This window comes from Leisingera caerulea DSM 24564 (genome assembly GCF_000473325.1).
GTDB classification, from domain to species: Bacteria; Pseudomonadota; Alphaproteobacteria; order Rhodobacterales; family Rhodobacteraceae; genus Leisingera; species Leisingera caerulea.
Genome location: NZ_KI421514.1, coordinates 402,665 through 427,552, shown reverse-complemented (window position 1 = coordinate 427,552; position 24,888 = coordinate 402,665). Strand labels below are relative to the sequence as shown.

The 24,888-nt window shown below is 64.3% G+C and carries 19 protein-coding genes and 2 tRNA genes; 15 read left to right on the top strand and 6 right to left on the bottom strand.

Translation table 11 applies throughout. The features are described 5' to 3' along the window. The first annotated feature begins 86 nt into the window (after positions 1–86). The 11 genes from folE2 to CAER_RS0126610 all read left to right on the top strand — a co-directional run bounded on the left by folE2 (position 87) and on the right by CAER_RS0126610 (position 15,257). Positions 87–1,190, top strand: a complete 1,104-nt coding sequence (gene folE2 / locus CAER_RS0126660; protein ID WP_027238237.1) for a GTP cyclohydrolase FolE2 — start codon at positions 87–89, stop codon at positions 1,188–1,190. Positions 1,191–1,493: 303 nt separating this feature from the next. Then, a complete protein-coding gene (locus tag CAER_RS29010) occupies positions 1,494–2,438 on the top strand; it encodes a hypothetical protein (protein WP_051357896.1) in 945 nt (314 codons plus the stop codon). Positions 2,439–2,485: 47 nt separating this feature from the next. Continuing rightward, positions 2,486–3,934: a TrkH family potassium uptake protein gene (locus CAER_RS0126650; protein ID WP_027238236.1), complete on the top strand. Its 1,449-nt coding sequence runs from the start codon at positions 2,486–2,488 to the stop codon at positions 3,932–3,934. Positions 3,935–4,112: 178 nt separating this feature from the next. Beyond that, a complete protein-coding gene (locus CAER_RS0126645) occupies positions 4,113–5,351 on the top strand; it encodes an aspartate kinase (protein ID WP_027238235.1) in 1,239 nt (412 codons plus the stop codon). A 271-nt stretch (positions 5,352–5,622) separates the two neighbouring features. Then, on the top strand, positions 5,623–7,863 hold the full coding sequence (gene ptsP, locus CAER_RS0126640; protein ID WP_027238234.1) for a phosphoenolpyruvate--protein phosphotransferase: 2,241 nt from the start codon (positions 5,623–5,625) through the stop codon (positions 7,861–7,863). A 209-nt stretch (positions 7,864–8,072) separates the two neighbouring features. Then, a complete protein-coding gene (locus tag CAER_RS0126635) occupies positions 8,073–10,367 on the top strand; it encodes a bifunctional salicylyl-CoA 5-hydroxylase/oxidoreductase (RefSeq protein WP_027238233.1) in 2,295 nt (764 codons plus the stop codon). Further along, positions 10,364–11,119: an SDR family NAD(P)-dependent oxidoreductase gene (locus CAER_RS0126630; RefSeq protein ID WP_027238232.1), complete on the top strand. Its 756-nt coding sequence runs from the start codon at positions 10,364–10,366 to the stop codon at positions 11,117–11,119. The genes CAER_RS0126635 and CAER_RS0126630 overlap by 4 nt, the downstream gene beginning before the upstream one ends. Further along, on the top strand, positions 11,116–11,574 hold the full coding sequence (locus CAER_RS0126625; RefSeq protein WP_027238231.1) for a MarR family winged helix-turn-helix transcriptional regulator: 459 nt from the start codon (positions 11,116–11,118) through the stop codon (positions 11,572–11,574). The genes CAER_RS0126630 and CAER_RS0126625 overlap by 4 nt, the downstream gene beginning before the upstream one ends. Further along, positions 11,568–12,371, top strand: coding sequence for an enoyl-CoA hydratase family protein (locus CAER_RS0126620; protein WP_027238230.1), 804 nt, complete (start codon positions 11,568–11,570; stop codon positions 12,369–12,371). Before CAER_RS0126625 ends, CAER_RS0126620 begins: the two co-directional genes overlap by 7 nt. Before the next feature lie 110 nt (positions 12,372–12,481). After that, positions 12,482–13,642: an acyl-CoA dehydrogenase family protein gene (locus tag CAER_RS0126615; RefSeq protein WP_027238229.1), complete on the top strand. Its 1,161-nt coding sequence runs from the start codon at positions 12,482–12,484 to the stop codon at positions 13,640–13,642. A 1-nt stretch (position 13,643) separates the two neighbouring features. Beyond that, positions 13,644–15,257, top strand: a complete 1,614-nt coding sequence (locus CAER_RS0126610; RefSeq protein WP_027238228.1) for an AMP-binding protein — start codon at positions 13,644–13,646, stop codon at positions 15,255–15,257. A gap of 131 nt (positions 15,258–15,388) precedes the next feature. On the opposite strand, the gene CAER_RS0126605 is transcribed toward CAER_RS0126610, so the two are convergent. Both CAER_RS0126605 and CAER_RS0126600 read right to left on the bottom strand, forming a co-directional pair. Next, a tRNA-Cys gene (locus tag CAER_RS0126605) sits at positions 15,389–15,462 on the bottom strand. Between the two features lie 124 nt (positions 15,463–15,586). Beyond that, a complete protein-coding gene (locus tag CAER_RS0126600; RefSeq protein WP_027238227.1) occupies positions 15,587–16,294 on the bottom strand; it encodes a sirohydrochlorin chelatase in 708 nt (235 codons plus the stop codon). Between the two features lie 172 nt (positions 16,295–16,466). Between CAER_RS0126600 and CAER_RS0126595 the strand changes: the two genes are divergently transcribed. The 4 genes from CAER_RS0126595 (at position 16,467) to CAER_RS0126580 (ending at position 21,681) form a co-directional block, all read left to right on the top strand. Next, positions 16,467–16,540 (top strand) — tRNA-Gly (locus tag CAER_RS0126595). Positions 16,541–16,727: 187 nt separating this feature from the next. Further along, positions 16,728–18,527, top strand: coding sequence for an ABC transporter transmembrane domain-containing protein (locus CAER_RS0126590; RefSeq protein ID WP_027238226.1), 1,800 nt, complete (start codon positions 16,728–16,730; stop codon positions 18,525–18,527). A gap of 211 nt (positions 18,528–18,738) precedes the next feature. Next, positions 18,739–20,634, top strand: a complete 1,896-nt coding sequence (locus CAER_RS0126585; RefSeq protein ID WP_027238225.1) for an acyl-CoA synthetase — start codon at positions 18,739–18,741, stop codon at positions 20,632–20,634. 120 nt (positions 20,635–20,754) lie between these two features. Further along, positions 20,755–21,681: an alpha/beta hydrolase gene (locus CAER_RS0126580; RefSeq protein WP_027238224.1), complete on the top strand. Its 927-nt coding sequence runs from the start codon at positions 20,755–20,757 to the stop codon at positions 21,679–21,681. Positions 21,682–21,687: 6 nt separating this feature from the next. Here CAER_RS0126580 and CAER_RS0126575 read toward each other — a convergent pair whose 3' ends face one another. From CAER_RS0126575 to CAER_RS0126560, 4 genes are all read right to left on the bottom strand, one after another. After that, positions 21,688–22,245: a DUF4453 domain-containing protein gene (locus CAER_RS0126575; protein WP_027238223.1), complete on the bottom strand. Its 558-nt coding sequence runs from the start codon at positions 22,243–22,245 to the stop codon at positions 21,688–21,690. A 69-nt stretch (positions 22,246–22,314) separates the two neighbouring features. Further along, positions 22,315–23,151 (bottom strand): alkaline phosphatase family protein, encoded by an 837-nt coding sequence (locus CAER_RS0126570; protein ID WP_027238222.1) that lies wholly within the window; start codon positions 23,149–23,151, stop codon positions 22,315–22,317. Positions 23,152–23,283: 132 nt separating this feature from the next. Beyond that, positions 23,284–24,108 carry a DUF2182 domain-containing protein gene (locus tag CAER_RS0126565; protein ID WP_027238221.1) on the bottom strand — a complete coding sequence of 275 codons (825 nt, stop codon included), beginning with the start codon at positions 24,106–24,108 and terminating at the stop codon, positions 23,284–23,286. A 7-nt stretch (positions 24,109–24,115) separates the two neighbouring features. Then, positions 24,116–24,757, bottom strand: a complete 642-nt coding sequence (locus CAER_RS0126560) for a DUF1326 domain-containing protein (protein ID WP_027238220.1) — start codon at positions 24,755–24,757, stop codon at positions 24,116–24,118. Positions 24,758–24,888 lie beyond the last annotated feature (131 nt).

The window sequence follows — 24,888 nt, the reverse complement described above, 5'->3', positions numbered from 1 at the left end:
GGATCCGTTTTGAAAATTGCCGCGTAACAGTATATGAGGGTGGCCTGCCGGACCTTATATGGGCCGTATCACTGGGGGAAACGCCGATGAACATTCATAACCGCGACGCTGCTGAGGCGCCGGACCGCGAGGCCGCTGCCGCCGCGCTGGATGTGTTGCGGGCCTGGGCCGGCATTGCGTCTGAGACCGAGATTGCCGAGCTGGACCCGGCTGTGGCACGGCTGCTGCCGGGCCGTGAGGTCGGGAATTATCCGGATCTGTCGCGGATTTACCCCGAGGATTTCAAGTCGGACGAGCCTTATCGCGCGACGCTGCCCGACCTGCAGAACGGGCCTACCAGCCTGATCCGCGGCGCCAAGGAGCAGATTCAGCATGTGGGGATCTCCAACTTCCGCCTGCCGATCCGGTTCCACACCCGCGATGATGGCGATCTGACGCTGGAAACCAGCGTGACCGGCACCGTCAGCCTGGACGCCGGCAAGAAGGGCATCAACATGTCCCGGATCATGCGCACCTTCTACAAGCACGCGGAGCGGACCTTCAGTTTCGAGGTGATGGCGAACGCGCTGGATGATTACCTGAGCGATCTGGACAGCCCGGATGCGCGCATCCAGATGCGGTTCTCCTTCCCGGCGCGGGTCAAGAGCCTGCGCTCCGGCCTGAGCGGTTACCAGTATTACGATTTTGCGCTGGAGCTGGTGGACCATGACGGGGTGCGTGAGAAGATCATGCACCTGGACTATGTCTATTCCTCGACCTGCCCGTGTTCGCTGGAGCTGTCAGAGCACGCCCGCCAGGCGCGCGGCCAGCTGGCGACGCCGCATTCGCAGCGCTCTGTCGCGCGGATTTCGGTGCAGTCTGTGCCGGGCAGCCAGTGCCTGTGGTTCGAGGACCTGATCGAGCTGTGCCGCAAGGCGGTGCCGACCGAGACCCAGGTGATGGTCAAGCGCGAGGACGAGCAGGCGTTTGCCGAGCTGAACGCCGCCAATCCGATCTTTGTCGAGGATGCGGCGCGGCTGTTTTGCGAGGCGCTGCAGGGGGATGCCCGGATCGGCGATTTCCGGGTGGTGGCCAGCCACCAGGAAAGCCTGCACAGCCATGACGCGGTCAGCGTGCTGACCCAAGGACCGCTGTTCAAGGCGATGAGCCTGGACCCGAAACTGTTCTCGACCCTGATCCATCACGGCTGAGACACGCGCGCGCCTGCCTGATTTGCAGGCAGGTTTCCGCCTGAAACGAGCCTGCTCTGCGGCATTTTCTGCGTTGCCGCAATTTTTACGCCGCTGCGCAGAAACGCATGTTAGCCTGATCTGCGAATCCCCCGGTTATCCTGCCGGGGGCAGGGGAGCTTGTGCGCAGGTGTCTGCAATTGACGGCCCGAATTCTGCTGGACCCGGCCCGGTGCGCATCCGGCGTCCGCTCCCCGATATCCTTGCCCGGACATCTCAATGCAGCCCCGGCGCAAGGCCAGTGCAGGACTTGAGGAGTACCAGATGACGAGCTTTCACCACTTTGCCGGTTTCACGGCCCGGGCGCATGAATGGGCGGGGTTTGCGGCCGGCATACAGCTGAAGCTGTGGCGCCAGGCGGCAGAGGCGGCGTTGCAGACCCCCTTTGAGCAGATGCGGATGGCGCATTCGATGCTTGAGGCGCAACGGCGGCTGATGGGCGCAAACCCGGCCGCGGCGGAGACCGTGCCGGAAGGCCAAGCTGACGCCGGAGCGGAGGCGGAAACGGCCCCGCTAGCGGCAGCCGGAACGGAAGCCGTGGCGGACGCGGACGCAAAGGCGCAGCCCGGCAAGAAGCCGGCTGCCAAGACGGCCCGGAAGGCGGCAGCCAAAAAGCCGGCGGCCCGCAAGGCTGCAACCCGGAAGCCTGCAACCCGCAAGCCTGCCGCGCGAAAGGCCCCGGCCCGTGCGGCGGCGGCAGATACGGCGGCCAAGCCGGAGCAGGCCAAGACTGCCGCGGCACAGCCAGCCAAAGACGCCGCCGGCAATCAGGCCGCCAAGCAAGGCGGGGCGGCTGCCGGACCCGGGATGAAAGAGGCACCCGCGGTGTTCCGCACCTCCGCATCCCGCAAGAGCGCGCCGGAACAGCCGGCCAAGGCGGCAGAGAAACCCGCAGCCAAGGCCGAAGCGCCAAAGGCCGCAGCGCCGGACGCCAAGGCTGCTGCGTTGAAGGCACCCGAGACCAAGGCCGCGGCGCCTCAGGCAAAGAAACCTGAAGCAAAGGCACCGGAAGCAAAGGCGCCTGAGGCAAAGGCTCCTGAGGCAAGGGCGCCTGAGGCAAAAGCCGCGGGAGCTAAGCCGCCTGAGGTGAAAGCACCAGCCAAGGCGGAGGCAGCCCAGTCCGGCTCTGCCAAGCGGCCGCGCAAGCCGTCTTCGCCGCCGCAGATGCCGCAGCGCAACGCTGCTGGCACCAGAGGCAGCGGCGAATAGCGCCGCACACTTGACACTTACCGCGCGGGGGGCCAACGCTGCGCCGCATGTTGGATCTCCGCCCGGTTGGATATGTCATCGGCCTGCTGGTCGTCATCTTGGGAGCCATGATGGTGTTCCCGCTGCTGGTCGATCTGCTGGACGGCCGCGGCGAGTGGCATGTTTTTCTGGAAAGCGCGGTGTTCACCATTCTGGTCGGCGGGCTGATGGCGCTGAGCTGTGCCAACGGGGTGAAGGAGGGGCTGAGCATCCGCCAGACCTTCCTTCTGACCACGATGGTCTGGCTTGCGCTGCCGCTGTTCGGTGCGGTGCCGCTGATGCTGGGGGCCACCGAGCTGCGTTTTGTCGATGCTTTTTTCGAGGCGATGTCGGGGCTGACCACAACCGGCTCGACGGTGATCTCGGGACTTGATGATCTGCCGCGCGGATTGCTGCTGTGGCGTGGCATCCTGCAATGGGTCGGCGGGATCGGCATCATTGTTGTGGCGATGGTGTTCCTGCCCGAGCTTCGGGTCGGGGGGATGCAGATCTTTAAATCGGAAAGCTTTGACACCTTTGGGAAAATCCTGCCGCGCGCGCAGGCGATCGCCAAGCAGATTTCGCTGATCTACGTGTCGCTGACGATGGCCTGCATGCTGGTTTACATGGTGATGGGCATGGGGCCGTTTGATGCGCTGGTGCATTCGATGACCACCATCGCGACCGGCGGCTTTGCCAATTACGATGCGTCCTTCGGGGCCTTTGCCGGGCCGGTGGAATATGCCGCCTCTGTCTTTATGATCCTGGCGGCGCTGCCCTTCGTGCGCTATGTGCAGCTGATCAACGGCCACGGCACCCCGATGCTGCGCGACAGCCAGATCCGGGGCTTCATGATGACGCTGGGGCTGCTGGTCGCGATTGCCGCAGGCGTGCTGTACTACGCGCGCCCGCATGGCGGCGAGGAGGCGCTGCGCTCGGCCCTGTTCAATATCACCTCGATCATGTCGGGCACCGGTTATGCCAGCGCCGATTACATGCAATGGGGCAGCTTTCTGGTGATGATCTTCTTTTTCACCGGGCTGATCGGCGGCTGCGCGGGCTCGACCGCCTGTTCAGTCAAGATCTTCCGCTACCAGCTGTTGTTTGCCTCGATACGCAATCAGATCCAGCGCATCCGCTCGCCGCACGGGGTGTTCATCACCCGTTATGAGGGGCGTCCCGTGAACGCTGAGGTGCTGAGCTCGGTGATCTCCTTTTTCATGTTCTTTGTGGTTACATTGGGGGTGGTTGCCTGGGCGCTGGCGCTGACGGGGCTGGACTTTGTCACCGCAGTCTCGGGCGCGGCCACTGCAGTGGCCAACATCGGCCCCGGGCTGGGCGATACAATCGGGCCGGCCGGCAATTTTTCCACTCTCAACGATCCGGCGAAATGGATCCTGAGCGCGGCAATGCTGATCGGGCGGCTGGAACTGATGGCGGTCTACGCCATTCTGACGGTGCGGTTCTGGCGCGGCTGACAGCGCGCGGATTGGCAGAAATTGCGCAAACCGCCTGTTGTGGCGCTTTGCCGCGCCGCAGGGGCTGGCGGAACCGCAGCTTCCTTGCCGGATGGGGCTGCGCGCTCTTGCCCTTACAGGGCCGCTCGCATATGAGGCACGGGACCGAAACCCGCAAGCGCAGGGAGACCCGTTCCATATGCCCGTACTTGTGATGAAATTCGGCGGCACATCTGTCGCCAACCTGGACCGCATCCGCCGCGCCGCCAAGCGTGTCGGCGTTGAAGTGGCCAAGGGCTATGACGTGATCGTCATCGTCTCTGCCATGTCCGGTAAGACCAACGAGCTGGTGGGCTGGGTCGATGAGACCTCGCCGCTGTACGATGCGCGGGAATATGACGCCGTGGTGTCCTCGGGCGAGAACGTGACCGCCGGCCTGATGGCGCTGACGCTGCAGGAGATGGATGTCCCGGCGCGCAGCTGGCAGGGCTGGCAGGTGCCGCTCAAGACCAATTCGGCGCACAGCCAGGCCCGGATCGAGGAGATTCCGCCGGAAAACATCCGTGCCAAGTTTGCCGAGGGCATGAAAGTGGCGGTTGTGGCCGGTTTCCAGGGCATCAGCCCCGAGGGCCGTATCACCACCCTGGGCCGCGGCGGTTCGGACACGACCGCAGTGGCGTTTGCCGCCGCGTTCGAGGCGGAGCGCTGCGACATCTACACCGACGTGGACGGCGTCTATACCACCGATCCGCGGATTTGCGACAAGGCGCGCAAGCTGGACAAGATCGCCTTTGAAGAAATGCTGGAGCTGGCCTCGCTGGGGGCCAAGGTGCTGCAAACCCGCTCGGTCGAACTGGCAATGCGCTATAAGGTGAAGCTGCGCGTTCTGTCGAGCTTTGAGGAACAGTCCGACGAGGCCGGAACCCTGGTCTGCGACGAGGAGGAAATCATGGAATCCAATGTTGTGGCCGGTGTGGCCTATTCCCGTGACGAAGCCAAGCTGACCGTGCAGTCGGTGGCCGACCGCCCTGGCATCGCGGCCACCATCTTTACAACGCTGAGCGACGCGGGCGTGAATGTGGACATGATCGTGCAGGACATCTCCGAAGAGGGCCGCACCGACATGACCTTCTCCTGCCCGACCGATCAGGTTGCCCGCGCCGAACAGGCGCTGCTGGCGATCAAGGAAAAGGGCGAGCTGAACTATGCCGAGCTGCTGGCCGACAGGGATGTGGCCAAGGTGTCGGTGGTCGGCATCGGCATGCGCTCGCAGTCGGGCGTGGCGGCCAAGATGTTCAAGGTGCTGTCGGATGAGGGCATCAACATCAAGGTGATCACCACCTCGGAAATCAAGATCTCGGTGCTGATCGACCGCAAGTACATGGAGCTGGCGGTGCAGGCGCTGCACGACGCGTTTGAGCTGCAGAAAGCCGGCTGAGCGCTGATCTGATAAAGAGATCCGGTAAATTGCAAGGGCGCCCTTCCGGCGCCTTTGTTGTGTCTGGGCCGCGCTGTGCGGTATTTTGCGCAACGCCGGAGCGGGCTGCGCTGAATACGGGCAATGCAGTAAAAACACTTGGACTTTTCATCCTGGGGTGGGACAAGTGGGTGGAGGAGAGAGCGCTGGCGTACTACTCTGGGCGGTATCCGTTCCGGGAGAGCAATCTGGGCGGCAGCGTGCGGGGAAACGACCTCGGGAGAGGGTGAGAATGGCCGATAGTACGGAATCCGAAAGCAGGAAGCTTCTGGGCCGCTTGCGCGAGGCGATGGCGAGTGATGATGCCGGTCAGGCGCGGCTCGACAAGATCACCCATCTGATCGCCGACAGCATGGGCACAGAGGTGTGCTCAGTCTATCTGTTCCGCGATGATGAGACGCTGGAGTTGTGCGCGACTCAAGGCCTGAACATCGAATCGGTGCACCAGACCCGGATGCGCATCGGCGAGGGCCTGGTGGGCCGGGTGGCGCGGTTTGGCAAAGTGGTGAACACGCCGGATGCGCCCAATGCCAAAGGCTTCCGCTACATGCCGGAAACCGGGGAGGAGCGGTACTCGTCCTTCCTGGGGGTGCCGATCCAGCGCCTGGGCGAGATGCTGGGCGTGCTGGTGGTGCAGTCCAAGGAGGCGCGCGAGTTTTCCTCGGACGCGGTTTACGCACTGGAAGTGGTGGCAATGGTGATCGCCGAGATGACCGAGCTGGGCGCCTTTGTTGGCGAGGGCGCGGCGCTGTCTCCGCTGCACCAGCAGGCGGTGCTGATTCACGGCACCTCGGCCCAGGAGGGCGCGGCGGAAGGCAATGTCTGGCTGCACGAGCCGCGGGTGATTGTCACTAATCCGATTGCCGATGATCCGCAGCGCGAGCTGGAGCGGCTGAACGGCGCGGTGGAGGAACTGCGGGTCGGTGTCGACAAGATGCTGGAAGTCTCCCGCAATGGCGACAAGGAGCAGCTGCAGGTCCTTGAGGCCTATAGGATGTTCGCCAATTCCAAAGGCTGGATGCGGCGCATGGAAGAGGACATCGCCCGCGGCCTGAGCGCTGAGGCGGCGGTGGAGAAGGAGCAGTCCCAGGCCCGCGCCCGGATGAGTCAGGTGCAGGACGCATACCTGCGCGAACGGCTGAGCGATCTGGACGACCTGTCGAACCGGCTGCTGCGCATTCTGACCGGCCAGGGCGCCGATACAGGCGCTGAATTGCCGGAGAACCCGATCCTCATTGCCCGCAACATCGGCCCGGGCGATCTGCTGGAATACGGCCGGTCCTTGCGGGGGATCGTGCTGGAGGAAGGCTCCGTCGGCTCGCACGCGGCCATTGTTGCGCGGGCGCTGGCAATTCCGCTGGTGGTGAATGCCAAGCGCGTCACCACCGAGGCGCTGAATGGCGACCACATCATGGTGGACGGCGATCAGGGCGTGGTGCATCTGCGCCCCGACGAAACCGTCGTCGGCGCCTTCCGCGACAAGATCGCGATGCATACCCAGGCGCAGGAGCGCTATGCCTCGATCCGCAACAAGTCCGCGGTGACAACCGACGGGCAGCGCATAAACATGATGATGAACGCGGGCCTGATGGCTGACCTGCCGTCGCTGGACGGCTCTGGCGCCGAAGGGGTGGGGCTGTTCCGCACCGAACTGCAGTTCCTGGTGCGCAACCAGATGCCGAAGCGTTCGGAGCTGGTGGCCTTGTACAAACGGGTTCTGGACGCGGCCCACGGCAAGCCGGTGGTGTTCCGCACGCTGGACATCGGCTCCGACAAGGTGCTGCCTTACATGAAGCCCACGGATGAGCCGAACCCGGCGCTGGGCTGGCGGGCGATCCGGGTCGGGCTGGACAAGCCCGGGGTGATGCGGATGCAGCTGCAAGCGCTGCTGCGCGCCGCCGAGGGGCGGCCGCTGTCGGTCATGTTCCCCTTTGTGGCGCAGTTCGAGGAATACCGCGCCGCCAAGGCCGAGGTAGAAAAGACAATCGAGCGCGAGCGTATTCTGGGCCACGTGCTGCCATCCGATCTGGAGGTGGGCGCGATGCTGGAGACGCCGTCGCTGGCCTATGCGCCGCAGAAGTTCTTTGACGAGGTGGCGTTCATCTCGATCGGCGGCAACGACCTGAAGCAGTTCTTCTTTGCGGCTGACCGCGAGAACGAGCGGGTGCGCCGCCGCTATGACACGCTGAATGTCAGCTTCCTGAGCTTTATCGAGCGGATTGTCGAACGCTGCGCGATCTCCGGCACGCCGCTCAGCTTCTGCGGGGAGGATGCAGGGCGGCCGGTCGAGGCGGTGTGCCTGGCCGCGATGGGCATCCGCACGCTGTCGATGCGCCCGGCCTCGATCGGGCCGGTGAAATCGCTGCTGCTGCGGGTGGATCTGGGTGAGCTGCGCAAGATCATCTCGGATGCGCGCCACCGCGGCGACCAGGCGGTGCGCCCGGCGGTGATGGAGTACCTGCGGGGGCTGTAATCCGCGGCAGCCCGTGCCGCGGCGGCCTGCTCCGTAGCCCCGCCCAGGGCGGGGCTGGGGTGCATTTGCCACGTCTGAGGCGGTGCCGGGTCCGTGCCGTGAGCCTTTCTCGCGGCCATTTGTTTCAAGCTTAAAACTTTAGGCTTGAAGTTTTTCCGGACCCGCTTATCCTGATCCGCGGATATTGTGCTGAGCGGGAGTGGATGGTCATGAAAGTCGTCTGTCTGGGGGGAGGGCCTGCCGGCCTCTACTTTGCGATCTCTATGAAGCTGCGCCAGCCGGAGGCGCAGGTCACGGTGATTGAACGCAACAAGGCGGATGACACCTTCGGCTGGGGTGTAGTGCTGTCGGATGACGCGCTGGAGAACCTGACCGAGAACGACCCTCAAAGCGCGGCGGCGATCCGGGAAAACTTTGCCTATTGGGACGACATCGCAGTTGTCCATAACGGGACCCGCACGGTGTCGGGCGGCCACGGTTTTGCCGGGATCGGGCGCAAGCAGATGCTGCTGCTGTTGCAGGACCGGGCGCGGGAGCTGGGCGTCGACCTGCAGTTTGAAACCGCCGCGAAAACCGCTGCCGAGTATCAGAAAGAATACGATCTGGTGGTGGGCTGCGACGGGCTGAATTCCAGTGTCCGCAATGAGTTCGCAGAGCACTTTAAACCGGAAATCGACGTCCGCCCCTGCAAGTTCATCTGGCTGGGCACCCATCAGAAATTCGATGATGCCTTCACCTTTGTGTTCGAGAAGACCAAGCACGGCTGGATGTGGATTCACGCCTATCAGTTCGACGCCGACACCGCTACGGTGATTGTTGAATGCTCTGCCGAGACCTGGGAGGCCTGGGGCTTTGAGGGGATGAGCAAGGACGAAATCATCCGCACCTGCGAGGAGATCTTTGCCGATCATCTGGACGGGCACGCGCTGATGTCCAACGCTGCGCATCTGCGCGGGGCAGCGGTGTGGATCAACTTTCCGCGGGTGCTGTGCGAGAAGTGGTATCACGAGAATGTGGTGCTTTTGGGCGATGCCTCCGCCACTGCGCATTTTTCCATCGGGTCGGGGTCGCGGCTGGCCTTTGACAGCGCAATTGCGCTGGCGGAGCTGGTCAGCACCGAGCCGACGCTTGAGCGCGCGTTTGAGCGTTATCAGGAGGAGCGGCGGCTGGATGTGCTGCGGCTGCAGTCGGCGGCGCGCAACTCGCTGGAGTGGTTCGAGGAAGTCGAGCGCTATCTGGACATGGATCCGGTGCAGTTCAATTACTCGCTGCTGACCCGCTCGCAGCGGATTTCCCATGAAAACCTGCGCCTGCGCGATGCGGAGTGGCTGGAAAGCGCCGAGAAGTGGTTTCAGGATAAGGCAGGCGCGCCTGCCGATGCACCTGTGCGGCCGCCGATGTTTGCGCCCTATGCCTTGCGCGGGATGGAGCTGAAGAACCGCGTCGTGGTGTCGCCGATGGCGCAGTACAAGGCGGTGGATGGCAGCCCGACGGACTGGCACCTGATCCATTACGGCGAGCGCGCCAAGGGCGGGGCAGGGCTGGTTTACACCGAGATGACCTGTGTGTCGGCGGAGGGGCGGATCACGCCCGGGTGCCCAGGGCTCTACGCGCCGGAGCATGAGGCGGCGTGGAAGCGGCTGACGGATTTCGTCCACGCTGAGACCAGTGCGAAAATCTGCTGCCAGATCGGCCATTCGGGCCGCAAGGGCTCAACCCAGCTGGGCTGGGAGGAAATGGATGCGCCGCTGCCGGAAGGGAACTGGGAAACGGTTTCGGCCTCGGCGATCCCGTGGTCGGACAACAACCCGGCACCGCGGGAAATCTCACGCGCGGAAATGGATGCGATCAAAGCGGAATTCGTGGCCGCCGCGCAAATGGCAGAGCGCGCCGGGTTTGACATGATCGAACTTCATGCGGCGCATGGCTATCTGATTTCGTCCTTTATCTCGCCTAAATCGAACATCCGGGAGGATGAGTACGGCGGCTCCCTCGAAAACCGCCTGCGCTACCCGCTGGAGGTGTTCCAGGCGATGCGCGCAGTCTGGCCGGACGACAAACCGATGTCGGTGCGTATCTCCGCCAACGACTGGGTCGGCGACGAGGGTGTGACGCCGGAGGAGGCGGTGGAGATCGCCAAGGCTTTCACCGCGGCGGGTGCCGATATCATTGACGTCTCTGCCGGGCAGACCTCGACCGATGCGCAGCCGGTTTATGGCCGGATGTTCCAGACGCCGTTCTCCGACCGCATCCGCAACGAGGCCGGGATTGCCACCATGGCGGTGGGCAACATCTATGAGGCGGATCATGCCAACTCGATCCTGATGGCGGGGCGGGCGGATCTGGTCTGCGTCGGCCGGCCGCATCTGGCAGATCCCTATTGGAGCCTGCACGAGGCGGCGCGGATCGGTGACCGGCATGGCGACTGGCCGCTGCCTTATCACGCGGGCCGCGATCAGCTGTGGCGGCTGGCCGACCGCGAGGCGGAGGTGATCCGGGCATGAGCGTGGCGGGCAAACATGCGGTGATTTCCGGCGGCGGCTCCGGCGTCGGCGCCGAGCTTGCCGCGCGGTTTGCCGCAGGCGGCGCCAGGGTCACCATCCTGGGCCGCCGCATGGAGCCGTTGCAAGAGGTGGCGGACCGCACGGGCGCCTTTCCGTCCGTATGCGACGTGACGGACCGGGCGGCGCTGGATGACGCCTTGGCCAAGGCGGCTGAGGCTAACGGGCCGGTCAGCATCGCGCTGGCCAATGCCGGTGCTGCGCCCTCCAAACCCTTTGAGCGGATGACCACCGGGGATTTCGAGGCGGCGCTGTCGGTCAATCTGACCGGTGTTTTCAATCTGTGGCAGGGCTGTCTGCCGGGCATGAAAGACCAGGGCTGGGGGCGGTTGATTGCCGTGGCCTCCACCGCGGGGCTGAAGGGCTATCCTTATGTTTCCGGCTATTGCGCTGCCAAGCACGGCGTTGTCGGCCTGACCCGGGCGCTGGCGGTGGAATTGGCGAAATCCGGGGTGACGGTGAATGCGATCTGCCCGGGTTTCATCGAAACACCGCTGCTGCAAAGATCGCTGGACAACATCGTGGCCAAGACCGGTATGACGGCGGAGCAGGCGGCCAAATCCCTGCGCCGGGGCAACCCGCAGGACCGGTTTATCCAGCCGGAAGAAGTGGCGGAGGCAGCGCTGTGGCTGGCCAGCGAGGGCGCGGGATCGGTCAACGGCAGCGCGCTGCCGATTTCGGGAGGGGAGATTTGAGCACAACTTCGAAAGACCGGCTGCGGCTGTGGCTGAAGGTGCTGAAAGCCACCAAGGCGGTGGAGAGCGAAGTGCGGGAAAACCTGCGGCGCGATTTCTCTACCACGCTGCCGCGGTTCGACGTGATGGCGGCGCTGATGCAGCACGATAAGGGCCTGAAGATGAGCGAACTGTCGGGGGTCCTGAAAGTCTCAAACGGCAATGTGACAGGGATCGTCGAGCGGCTGGTCGAAGACGGCCATGTGCTGCGCGAGAAGGTCGAAGGCGACCGGCGCGCCAACCTGGTGCGGCTGACCCCGGCGGGCAAGGCGGAGTTTGCCCGGCAGGCGGACGCGCATGAGGGCTGGATCAACGCGGCCTTTGACGGGCTGACCGCGGATGAGGCGCAGAGAATAACAGAAAGCCTGGACGCGGTGGCCCGGCGTCTGGAAAACGGAGGCAAGGCGAGATGCTGAACACGGACCCGAAACACTTCCTGTGCCGGATCGAAGACGGTGTCGCCACCGTCTCATTGGACCGGCCGGAGCGGAAGAACCCGCTGACCTTCGACAGCTACGCCGAGCTGCGCGACTGGTTCCGGGATCTGCATTACGACGATACCGTTAAGGCGGTGGTCTTTGCCTCCAACGGCGGCAACTTCTGCTCTGGCGGTGATGTGCATGACATTATCGGGCCGCTGACCAAGATGAGCATGAAGGAGCTTTTGGCCTTCACCCGGATGACCGGCGATCTGGTCAAGGCGATGGTGAACTGCGGCAAGCCGGTGATTGCGGCGATTGACGGGATCTGCGTGGGTGCGGGGGCAATTATCGCCATGGCCTCCGACATCCGGATCGCGACGCCGGAGGCGAAGACCGCGTTCCTGTTCACCCGGGTAGGGCTGGCGGGCTGCGATATGGGCGCCTGTGCAATCCTGCCGCGCATTATCGGCCAGGGCCGGGCGGCGGAGCTGCTGTATACCGGGCGGTCGATGAGCGCCGAGGAGGGTCACGCCTGGGGCTTTCACAACAAGCTGGTTGCGGCGGACGCGCTGGCGGGCGAGGCGCAGAGCTGGGCGGAGCGGATCGCGGCGGGGCCGAACTTTGGTCACATGATGACCAAGACCATGCTGGCGCAGGAATGGTCGATGTCGATCGAACAGGCGATTGAAGCGGAGGCTCAAGCGCAGGCGATCTGCATGCAGACGGCGGATTTCGAGCGCGCCTATCATGCCTTTGTGAAGAAGGAAAAGCCGCTGTTCGAGGGCGACTGAGCCGTGAAAACGCCGGAGCCCGCGCCGGAGGAGGGTGCGGGAGCCTCCGGCGGGGATAATTAGGGCCAGATGAAGGAGCGGATCCGTTCTCTGGCCGGGGAGGAGTGAAGATGGCAGACAAGTCGTTTTTGGAATGGCCGTTTTTTGAGGACCGCCACCGCGCCTTGGCGGCAGAGCTGGACAACTGGGCCGGGGCGAATCTGGGCGGGATTGATCATTCCGATACCGACGCCGCTTGCCGGGCTTTGGTTGCGGCCCTGGGCGAGGCGGGCTGGACACGGCATTCAGGCGCCGAAGCGGGGGAGACCTTGGACGTTCGCACCCTGTGCCTGATCCGCGAGACGCTGGCGCGCCATGACGGGCTGGCCGATTTTGCCTTTGCCATGCAGGGGCTGGGCACCGGCGCGATCTCGCTGTTCGGCACCCCGGAGCAGCAGGCGGAATGGCTGCCGCTGACGCGGGCAGGCAAGGCGATTTCGGCCTTTGCCCTGACCGAGCCGCAGTCAGGGTCGGATGTGGCGAACTCCACCATGTCCGCCACGCTGGATGGCGACCATTATGTGCTGAATGGCGAGAAGACCTGGATTTCCAACGGCGGGATTGCCGATGTTTACACGCTGTTTGCCCGCACCGGCGAGGCGCCGGGCGCCAGGGGGCTGTCGGCGTTTGTCGTGCCCGCAGGCCTGCCGGGTTTTGAAGTTGTTGAGCGCCAGCAGGTGATCGCGCCGCACCCGCTGGCGACGCTGCGGTTCACCGGCTGCCGCATCCCGAAATCGGCGCTGCTGGGGCAGCCGGGGCAGGGCTTCAAAATCGCGATGTCGGTGCTGGACGTGTTCCGCTCCACCGTGGCCGCCGCCGCCTTGGGCTTTGCCCGCCGGGCGCTGGACGAGGCGCTGCAGCGGGTGAGCGAGCGCACGGTGCAAGGGGCGCCGCTGTTCGAGTTGCAAATGGTGCAGGGCCATATCGCCGACATGGCGCTGGATGTGGATGCCAGCGCGCTGCTGGTCTACCGCGCCGCTTGGGCCAAGGATTCCGGTGCCGCGCGGGTCACGCGGGAAGCTGCGATGGCCAAGCTATTCTCCACCGATCAGGCGCAGCAGGTCATCGACAAGGCGGTGCAGCTGCACGGCGGTGATGGTGTGCGCCGGGGCCAGAAGGTGGAGGAGCTTTACCGCGATATCCGGGCCTTGCGGATTTACGAGGGGGCCTCGGACGTGCAGCGGGTGGTGATCGCGCGCCAGGCGCTGGGTGCCTTTCAGGGAGGGAATTGAGATGCTGGGACCAACCGCCCATGTGGACACATTCGCCCGGGATAACCTGCCGCCCATCGACCAGTGGCCGGAGTTCCTGCTGGAGGGCTTCGACTATCCAGAATACCTGAATGCGGCGGTCGAGCTGACCGATGCGATGGTGGAGAAGGGCTTTGGCGACCGCACCGCGCTGATCGGTAACGGCCGGTACCGCACCTACAAGGAACTGGCCGACTGGACCAACCGGCTGGCGCATGTGCTGACCGAGGACCTGGGCGTGAAGCCCGGCAACCGGGTGCTCATCCGCTCGGCCAACAACCCGGCGATGGTGGCCTGCTGGCTGGCGGCGACCAAGGCGGGCGCGGTGGTTGTCAACACCATGCCGCTGCTGCGGAAGGGCGAGCTGGCCAAGATCGTCGACAAGGCCGAGGTCTCCCACGCGCTGTGCGACACCCGTCTGAAGGATGAGCTGGTGGCCTGCGCCAAGGAGTCGAAGTTCCTGAAAACGGTTGTCGGGTTTGACGGCACCTCCAACCACGATGCGGAACTGGACCGGCTGGCGCTGGAGAGGCCGGTGACCTATGAGGCGGTGAGAACCGGCCGGGATGACGTAGCGCTGCTGGGCTTCACCTCCGGCACCACAGGGTCGCCCAAGGCAACGATGCATTTCCACCGCGACCTGCTGATCATCGCCGATGGCTATGCCCGCGAAGTGCTGGATGTGCAGCCGGAGGACGTGTTTGTCGGCTCACCGCCCCTGGCCTTCACATTCGGCCTGGGCGGGCTGGCGATCTTCCCCCTGCGGTTCGGCGCGGCGGCGACGCTTCTGGAGAATGCCTCGCCGCCGAACCTGATCGAGATCATCGAGAAATACAAGGCAACGGTCTGCTTTACCGCGCCGACCGCCTACCGGGTGATGCTGCGGGCGATGGAGGAGGGGGCGGATCTGTCCTCGCTGCGGGCGGCGGTTTCGGCGGGCGAAACCTTGCCCGCGCCGGTCTATCAGGAGTGGATGGAGAAAACCGGCAAGCCGATGCTGGACGGGATCGGCGCAACCGAACTGCTGCATATCTTCATCACCAACCGCTTCAGCGACCACCGGCCCGCCTGCACCGGCAAACCGGTGGGCGGCTACCGGGTAAGGGTGCTGGACGCAGACGGCAACGAAGCCCCGCGCGGCGAGGCCGGGCGGCTGGCGGTGAAGGGCCCGACCGGCTGCCGCTATCTGGCGGATGACCGGCAGGGGGATTACGTGGTGAACGGCTGGAACATCACCGGTGACAGCTTCATCCAGGACGCGGACGGCTATTTGCGCTTCGCTGCCCGCAACGACGACATGATCGTCTCTTCCGGCTACAACATCGCCGGCCCTGAGGTGGAGGCAGCGCTCTTGGCGCATGCGGCGGTGGCGGAATGCGCCGTGGTCGGTGCCCCGGACGAGGCCCGCGGCGAGATCGTGCAGGCGCATGTGGTGCTGGCCGCAGGGCATGTGCCGTCGGAGGATCTGGTCAAGCAGTTGCAGGACCACGTGAAGGCGGAGATCGCGCCATACAAATATCCGCGTTCGGTGGTGTTCACAGAAGCGCTGCCTAAGACGGAGACGGGCAAGATCCAGCGGTTCCGGCTGAAAGGGTAGTTGTAGAGGGCATCTTCATCAGAGCGCTCTTGGCGGCCGCCGTGCCGCCGGGGTGTTCGGTGCGGCGCAAAACGCGTGCGGCCTGTGTGGCGGCAGCGCTTGCGGAACTCACGGATGTTAGTGAACGAGTGTGGAGGCGAGTACCGGAATCGAACCGGTGTACACGGATTTGCAATCCGCTGCGTCACCACTCCGCCAACTCGCCATCCGTGGTGTAAGGCGTGATTAATCACATGCCCGGCGCCGGTGCAAGAGGCGTTTTGTCCTTGCCCCGGCCTAAAATTGTTTTTCTTTCCTGTTGGGTAGAATCCCGCCGGGCCCGAGTTGCGTCAGGGTTCGCGGTCTGAGGCCGCGCTGCGGATGGCCTTGGCGATCAGCCCGGGGACACCCGGCAGCGCGCCTGTGACCGGCAGCACGGGGCCGCCGAACTGCGCTGTCTCCAGCGCTTCGGGAATGTCTTCTTTCACGTGGTCGCCGGCCTGGGCGAAGAACGGCAGGCAGAGGGCGCGGGCGGGCAGGGAAGCCGCCGCGGTTTCAACACGCGGGTCCTGTTCGACGTAGCCGGGGGTGACCGTGCAGCCGGGCAGCATCGGGCGCAGTCTGGCGGCAAAGGCTTCGGCGGCCTCGGCTGCCTTAAGTCCGCGGGCAGAGCCGTGGGCGGCCAGCAGCAGGTGGAGGCCGCCTAGATCCCACCCTTGTGCCAGTGCTGCCTGCTGAATCGCCCGGGCCGCCAGCGGCGGCAAGGCGGCATCAAGGCCGAAGGGCGCCACGATATGGCACTTGATCCCTTTCAGGCGCTCCGGCAGCACCCTGGCCGTGAAATAGCCCTGGGACATGAAAAACGGGTAGACCACGGCGCCGTCCTCCGTCATTTCCTCCAGCCGCCCTGGCGTTGCGAGCGTGGCGGAACGCACATCCCACTCCGGCAGGTATGCGGCAACATCCGCTGCGAGTTTTGCCAGTTCCGCTTCGGCCGGCGCGGGCGCGGAGGGCTGTCCGTGGGCGGTGATGATGGCGGTTCGCGGGCTTTGGGTCACAGCGTGCGTCCGGATTGTTGAGGGGCTGCCGGGCAGCGGATTATCCTGTTATTTGGGGGTCTTGGGGGGCGTTCCGCAAGGGCTGCAGATAATTTTCCGGCCGCCCCAGGAGAAAGCAATTCAAGGTGGTTGACCTTCCCCGGCGCTTCACCTAAATCAGCAGATGTCCTGAGCGGGTATGGTGAAATGGTATCATAAGAGCCTTCCAAGCTTAAGGTGCGGGTTCGATTCCCGCTACCCGCTCCAGACCTTTCCCGCACCGCCTGCCGCAGCGCCGCGCTGATCCGCTGATACAGTGTGACGCGGGCTGGCGCCATTCTCATACACAGTTTGAAACTGCTCTGCGCTTGACGCGCGGGGCCTGCGGGGCCATGAACCTTGGCAAATGCGCGGGTTTTGGGCCCGCAAGACCAAAAGTGCAGAAGGATCCGGAATGGCGCGGAGACAAGCGGCCCCGAACGCGGAACAGGAGCGGGAGAAGTCCCGGAAAATTGGCGTGCTCTCGGCGCTGTGGCCGTTTATGCGCCCTTACCGGCGGCTGATGTTTGCAGCCACCTGCGCGCTGGTGCTGACGGCGGCGCTGTCGCTGACGCTGCCCTTGGCGGTGCGCCGGGTGGTGGACAATTTCCGGGTCTCCGATTCCGAGCTGCTGAACCTCTATTTCGGTGCTGCGCTGGGGATTGCAGCGCTGCTGGCTGTTGGCACCGGGGTGCGGTATGCGCTGGTGACGCGGCTGGGCGAGCGCGTGGTGGCGGATATCCGCAAGGCGGTGTTTGACCGGGTGATCGGCATGAGCCCGGAATTCTATGAGCGCATCATGACCGGCGAGGTGCTGAGCCGGATCACCACCGACACCACGCTGATCCAGTCGGTGCTGGGCTCGTCGGTGTCGATTGCGCTGCGCAACCTGCTGATTTTCCTGGGCGGCATGGTGCTGATGCTGCTGACCTCCGCGAAGCTCACGATGATGGTGCTGCTGATCGTGCCTGCGGTGATCGTGCCGATCCTGTTCCTGGGCCGCCGGCTGCGCGCGATCAGCAAGGAGAACCAGGATTGGATCGCCGCGTCCTCCGGCAACGCGGGGGAGGCGCTGGGGGCGGTGCAGACGGTGCAGGCCTTTACCCATGAAAGCGCCAGCCGCCTGAAGTTCGGTGAGATGACCGAGACCGCCTATGACGTCTCGCGCCGCCGGATCCGGACCCGGGCTTATCTGACGGTGATCGTGATCTTCCTGGTGTTCTCAGGCATTGTCGGCGTGCTGTGGATGGGGGCCAATGATGTGCGCGCCGGCGTGATGTCCGAGGGCACGCTGATCCAGTTTGTGATCTACGCGGTGCTGGTGGCGGGCTCTGTCGCCGCGCTGTCGGAAATCTGGAGCGAACTGCAGCGCGCTGCCGGCGCGACTGAGCGGCTGGTGGAGCTGCTGAACGCCCAGGATACCGTGCTGGACCCGGCAGCGGCGCAGGTGCTGCCCGCGCCGGTCAGGGGCGAAATTGCGTTTGAGAATGTCTCCTTCCGCTATCCGTCGCGCCCGGACGTCTCGGCGCTGGAGGAGGTGTCGCTGGCTGTGAAGCCGGGTGAGACGGTCGCCTTTGTCGGTCCGTCCGGTGCTGGCAAGACCACCATCATCCAGCTGCTGCAGCGCTTTTATGACCCCAATCTGGGCGCGGTGAAGCTGGACGGCATTGCGCTGAAGCACCTGCAGCGGGACGAGTTCCGCCGCCATATCGCCTTGGTGCCGCAGGATCCGGTGATCTTTGCCGCCTCGGCCCGCGAGAACATCCGGTTTGGCCGCCCCGATGCGTCCGATGCGGAAGTGGAAGCTGCCGCCAAAGCCGCTGCGGCGCATGAATTCATTTCCAAGCTGCCGGACGGCTACGACAGCTTTGTCGGCGAGCGCGGGGTGATGCTGTCGGGCGGGCAGAAGCAGCGGATCGCCATCGCCCGTGCGATCCTGCGCGACGCGCCGGTGCTGCTGCTGGACGAGGCGACCTCGGCGCTGGATGCGGAAAGCGAACGGCTGGTGCAGGCCGCGGTGGATGAGCTGAGCCAGGGCCGCACCACGCTGATTGTGGCGCACCGTCTGGCCACCGTGAAAAAGGCTGACCGCATCGTTGTGATGGACCAGGGGCGCATCGTCGCCACCGGCAGCCATGATGAGCTGGTGGCGCAGGGCGGTCTTTATGCGCGCCTTGCCAAGCTGCAGTTCACCGAAGGTTTGGCCGCGGAGTAACCGCACGCATTTGCATGATTCCAGGCGCCCCGGACCTTGTCCGGGGCGTTTTTTGCGGCAAAAGGTCAATTCTTGGTGGAATTGGCGTCACGTCATGCCGCAACCTGCCTTGACGTGACCCCGTGCCGGAGCTTGCGCAAATGCGTGTTTGCAATAGTCTGAGGCGAACGAGAACACACCCCGAAACACCGGGGGCACGGGGAGGAGACGAATGGGTTTTTGCGGGATTACGGACCGTAACGCGCTGCAGAACGAAATGCCGTATGAGGCGCGGGATCTGCCAGCCACGCTGTATGGGCTGCTGTCGCGCACGGCGGATAAATTTCCGGACAGCAATGCGGTCAGCTATCAGATCTTCTCTGGCCCTGCGGACAAGGCGGAAACGCTGACCTGGCGCACGCTGAAGGAGCAGGTGAGCCAGGCGGCCAACATGTTCCGCGCGCTGGGGATCGGCGAGAAGGACGTGGTCGCCTATGTGCTGCCCAACTGCAACGAGACGCTGGTGACCATGCTGGGCGGCGCGGTGGCGGGGATCGTGAACCCGATCAACCCGCTGCTGGAGCCGGAGCAGATCGCCTCGATCCTGCGCGAGACCAAGGCCAAGGTGGTGGTGACCCTGCGGCCTTTCCCCAAGACCGACGTGGCGCAGAAAGTGGCCGAGGCGGTGCGCCATGCGCCCGGAGTGAACACGGTGCTGGAGGTGGACCTGAACCGCTACTTGACGCCGCCCAAGTCCTGGATCGTGCCGCTGGTGCGGCCCAAGTTGGATAACCAGGCCAAGGCTGCCCACGCCGACTACATGAGCTTTGCCAAGGAAATGGCGAAGCATCCCAAGACGCTGAGCTTTGCTGACAGCGCCGGCGACCGGGTGGCCTGCTATTTCCACACCGGCGGCACCACGGGCATGCCCAAGGTGGCGCAGCACAAATACTCGGGCCTGGTCTACAACGGCTGGCTGGGCAGCACCCTGCTGTTCACCGAGGAAGACAACATCATCTGCCCGCTGCCGCTGTTCCATGTCTTTGCGGTGCATGTGATCATGATGGCGGCGGTGGCCTCTGGCGCGCATGTGGTGTTCCCGACCCCGCAGGGCTACCGCGGCGAGGGGGTTTTCGACAATTTCTGGAAGCTGATCGAGCGCTGGAAGATCACCTTTGTCATCACCGTGCCCACCGCGGTGTCGGCGCTGATGCAGCGGCCGGTGGATGCCGATATCTCGACCGTCAAGACGGCGTTTTCCGGCTCCGCCCCGATGCCGATGGAGCTGTTCAAGCGTTTCGAAAACGCCTCTGGTGTGACCATTGTCGAGGGCTACGGCCTGACTGAGGCCACCTGTCTGGTGTCCTGCAACCCGCCCGGCGGCGAGAAGAAGGTCGGCTCTGTCGGCATTCCGTTCCCGTATACGGACGTTCGGATCGTCAAGCAGACCAACGGCGGCCCGCTGGAATGCGGTGTGGACGAGGTGGGCGAGATCTGCGTGTCCAATCCCGGGGTTTTTGCCGGCAACACCTATACCGAGGCCGAAAAGAACGTGGATCTCTACTATCAGGAAAAATTCCTGCGCACCGGCGATCTGGGCCGTATCGACGAGGATGGCTACCTGTGGATCACCGGCCGCGCCAAGGACCTGATCATCCGCGGCGGCCACAACATCGACCCGGCGGAAATCGAAGAGGCGCTGCTGGGGCATGAGGCCGTGGCCTTTGCCGGGGCCATCGGCCAGCCGGACGCCCATTCCGGTGAATTGCCCTGCGCCTTTGTCGAGCTGGTGGACGGGGCCTCTGTCAGCGAGCAGGAGCTGCTGGAATACTGCAAGATCCACGTGCACGAACGCGCAGCGATCCCCAAGCATCTGACGGTGCTGGATGAGCTGCCGAAAACTGCGGTGGGCAAGGTGTTCAAGCCGGATCTGCGCAAGCTGGCGATCACCCGTGTCTACAATGGCGCACTGGAAAAGGCCGGGGTGGCTGCGCGGGTTGTCAGCGTGATTGATGACAAGAAGCGCGGGCTGGTGGCGCAGGTCGCCGCCAACGGCAGCCAGGATGCGGATATCAACGGCGTTCTGAACAGCTTCACCCGGCCCTGGGAGCCGGCCGCGGCAGCGTGACCTCCGCCATCAGATGCAACAGCAAAAGGCGCCCTGCGGGGCGCTTTTTCATTCAGGCATTCCATTTGCGGGAATCTCTGCCTAGGCTCGGGAAAACGAGGCGCGCAGGGAGGCTCGCAGATGGACTACGAACGGCTGATCGACGAGGAGACCTGGGATTTCATCCAGAAGACCGGCGAGCTCTATCCCGATGACGCCGTGGAAATGTCCATAGACGAGCAGCGCCGCATTTACGACTGCATGGCCCGGGAGTTCCGGGCGCCGCGTCCGGACTTCGTCACCATCAAGGACACCCGGGCCGGCGGCGTGCCAGTGCGCATCTATTCCGCGGGCGATCCCACCCGCACGGTGCTGTTCTGCCACGGCGGCGGTTTTGTGGTCGGCGGCCTCGACAGCCACGACGATATCTGCGCCGAGATCTGTGCGCAGACTGGTTACAGGGTGGTGGCGGTGGATTACCGTCTGGCACCGGAGCACAAGCATCCCGCCGGGTTCGAAGACGCCTGGACCGTGCTGACCTGGGCGGAAAAGACCTATGGCAAGGGGATTGTGCTGGCGGGCGACAGCGCCGGGGCAAACATCTGTGCTGCGGTGGCGCACCACGCCCGGGGCCGGACCGATGCGTTGCTGGGTCAGGTGCTGATCTATGGCGTCTTTGGCGGTGATATGGACCAGGGGTCCTATATCGAACACGCCCAGGCACCGATGCTGACCCGCGAGGACGTGCGTTACTATATGGATATTCGCGCGGATGGCGGGGCGCCGAAGGATGATCCGCGGTTCGCGCCGCTGGCAGACAGCGACTTTTCGGGGCTGCCGCCTACGGTGCTGGTGACGGCGGATTGCGACCCGGTCCGCGATGACTCGCGTGACTACCGCGACCGCATCGCCGCTGCCGGCGGCAAAGCGCATTGGATCAACGAGCCGGGGCTGATCCATGGCTATCTGCGCGCCCGCCACAGCGTCAGCCGCGCCCGTGACAGTTTCGAGAGGATCTCGATCGCGATCGAGGCGCTGGGGCAGGGAATCTGGGCTTATGACGACTAGTCCCGCCTAACCGGCAAAATCCCGGCACTGTTCCTCATACAGCGAAGTATCGAGCCAGCCGCCGCTGATGAACCGCCAGTCCGGGCCGGAGGTGGTGACGTAGGTCCAGCTGCCAACCGGGATATGGGAGAACTTGATGTAGTCGCCGGGATTGATCTGCCCGACCAGAGGGGCGTCCGGCCGGTGTCCGGCCCGCAGGCCCATCACGGGGCCCAGCCAGCCCAGGCAGGCGCCTTCAAACTCGTCATGCACCGGCAGGTCCCACAGCTGATAACGCAGGTACAGGTCGTCCAGGTTCAGATAGGTCTGCCGGTTGTTCACCCGGCAGCCGATGCGTGCCTCCATCTGTTTGACCTGTGCCACTGTCCGCGCGTCCTGCGGCGGCAGGGAGACGGACTTGCCGATGCAGCCTGTGTTGTCAAAGACGGCCTGGCCCAGCGGCGAGCCGAAGCAATAGCCGGCCCGGTCGATCAGCGCGTTTCTGGTGAACCACAGATCGTGGCAGGTATCGCGGGCCAGAGCCGGGCCGGCTAGCAGGCAGAGGGCGGTAACAAGGGATTTCACGGGCAATCCTTTCTGGCAATTGGAAACGGCGGCTGAGGGGCAGTCTAGCACACAGCCGCCGCAACCGCGTTACTTCAGGAACGGTTCAGCCTTCATGGTTTCCGCGATGGGCGCGCCCAGCCGCTGGAGGATGGCCGGGGCCAATTGGCGCTGGTCGATGACATCGCTGTGGTCGGGGCCGTCGGCATCGCCAAAATAGTAGAGCGCAGTTTCCTGCTGCAGCGGGCTGCGGCCGCCGTGGTGGCCGCGCTCGTCCTGGCCGTGGTCGGCAGTGACGATCACCTCATAGCCCAGATCGCGCCAGCGGGTGATGAAAGGGGCCAGCATCTCATCCATCACAAAGCAGGCGTGGTCCATTTCCTGGCAGTCGTGGAAATAGCGGTGGCCCATGCTGTCCAGTGTGCAGGTGTGCAGCATGCCGTAATCCAGGCCGAACCGCAGGCACAGGTTGGTCAGGGTGCCGAACAGATCGACATCCGACGGGGTCATCTGGTTGTCCTTGCCGTAGCCGGTCATGGTGTGGAACCGGCCGTGGTTGATTGTCTTGCTTTCGGGCTCGTCATATTCGATGTCGCGCACGTAGTCGAACGGATGCCGGTTGAAGAAAGAGGACCAGTAGCTGTGCGCCACGGCTCCTGTTACGCCGCCCGCCTCGCGCACCTGGCTGAACACGTCCTTTTCTTTCAGCCGGAACACGTTGGCGTTGCCGGTGCAGCCGTGGATGGCGGGGGCCACGCCAGTGTGGATCGAGGCATAGCAGCTGGCAGAGATCGACGGCAGCACGCTGCGCAGCTTCCAGACGCGGGCATCGCCGCTGTCCACCCAGCCTTCCAGGTTTCCGAACAGGCGCCGGAAGTTGCGCCAGGGCACGCCGTCCAGAATGATAAGCAGAAGTTTGTTGTCCATGGCCCGAATCCCTCTTGCCTTGCAATGGCTTCGGTGCCCCATTTTGATGTCAGTTTCTTGAAGCGCCATTCAAAAAGCGAATGGATGGTCTGAAAGCGGCAAATTCTGGTGAGCGGGCAGGGCCGCCGCGGTTCAGAAAGCGGTAGCCATCAGGTAGCCGCCGGCAAGCATCAGCAGGATACCGGTGGCCGGAACGACCGGCCTGGCGCGTGCCAGGTGCTTCTCGGCAAGCACATAGAGGGCAATACCGGCGATCCAGTACAGGTTCATAATACCGCCCGCAAACAGCAGCAGCATCAGCGCCCAGCAGCAGCCCAGGCAATACGCGCCGTGATGGGCGCCCATCAGCACAGCACCAGCCAAGCCTGTGCGGTTATGCGCGGTCAAAAAATGAACCGGCATACGGCAGTGAGAGAGGCAGGCGTGCTTGCAGGGGGTAAACTGATAGGCGCCCGCCGCCAGCAGCAACGCACCCGCAAGGGCACGGCTGCTGAGCGACATCATCGGGCCATCCGACAGCCCAACTGTTTCCAACCCCCACTGCAAGGCGGTGGCTGCGGCTGAAAAGGCGCCCCAGGCCAGCAGGTAGCCGCACAGGAACAAGAGGCTGAGCAGCGGCGCCTGTGCAGGACGCGCGCCCGCTTTCTTGATGGCGGTGAACAGCAGCAGGACGGGGGCGGCGCTGGGTGTCATCATGGCAATCATCATGATCCACCACATCAGGAAGACCAGACCGGCGTAGCCTGCGGTCCACGGAGCGCCGGTTCCCATTTGCATCGGCTCGCCGACCGGGCCGGCCATCCTGGTCATCTCGGCCGCAGTCATGTCCATGCCGGTGCCGAGCACGGTGTAGAGTGCGCTCAGCACGACAACCATGGTTGCGGCGCCCAGCACGACCGCCTGGTCGTGGCGGGCCAGCCGTTCCACCGGCCCTGTGTCTTGCTGGACCTGCGGCATGACCGCCTCAGGCCGCGCGCTCTACGCCTTTGCCGGTCAGGTGCAGCTCGGCGATATGGGCGTGGGTTCCGCTGTTCTTTTCCAGGCTGATCGCTGCATTGCGGGTCTGGGTGGAGCCGCACGCCATGGTGGCCTCGGAAAATTCAAAGCCTTTGGGCAGCGCAATGCTGACGAAATGCGGGTCACCGGAAACAATGTTCGGGATCGGCTGCACCTTGGTCTCTGCATAGCCGCCCACCTTGGCCTGGCCGGTGCCGCTCTCAGCGTCATAATCCAGCGAAATTGCTGCGCTCAGCGTCTCGTGCTTGGTCGGGCTCATCAGACTGAACACAGAGAACATCGTGGCGAACTCATCTGTGTCTTCGCCTGTCATGATCGCTTCCAGTGCTGCGCGTTGTTCGGCTGTTGCGCGTTCGTCGATAATCATCTGCATCTGGCCGCCGCCCTCATGCACGGGGCCTGGCCATTTATAGATCACTGCGGCGAACAGGCCGTCCAGCTGGACATTGCCGTAATGCCCCTTGTCGATGCGGTACGTCAGCAAAGCCTCGCAGGTGCCGTCCGTGGGCAGCTGGGAAAACTGGCAGGGGCATCCCGGGTTGCAGTTGCAGTTTCCGATTTCCTGTCCGTGAATAGCCCAATCCGTCATGGCATCCCCTCCTGTTCTGCCTGAAACGCAAAACTGCCCGGAGTATTCGGGTTAGACCTGCATGAAAACAGCCGCACGCGGTGATCGTATTATTGCTTGCGGCTGATGTCGCCGCACTCTCCCTGCACCGT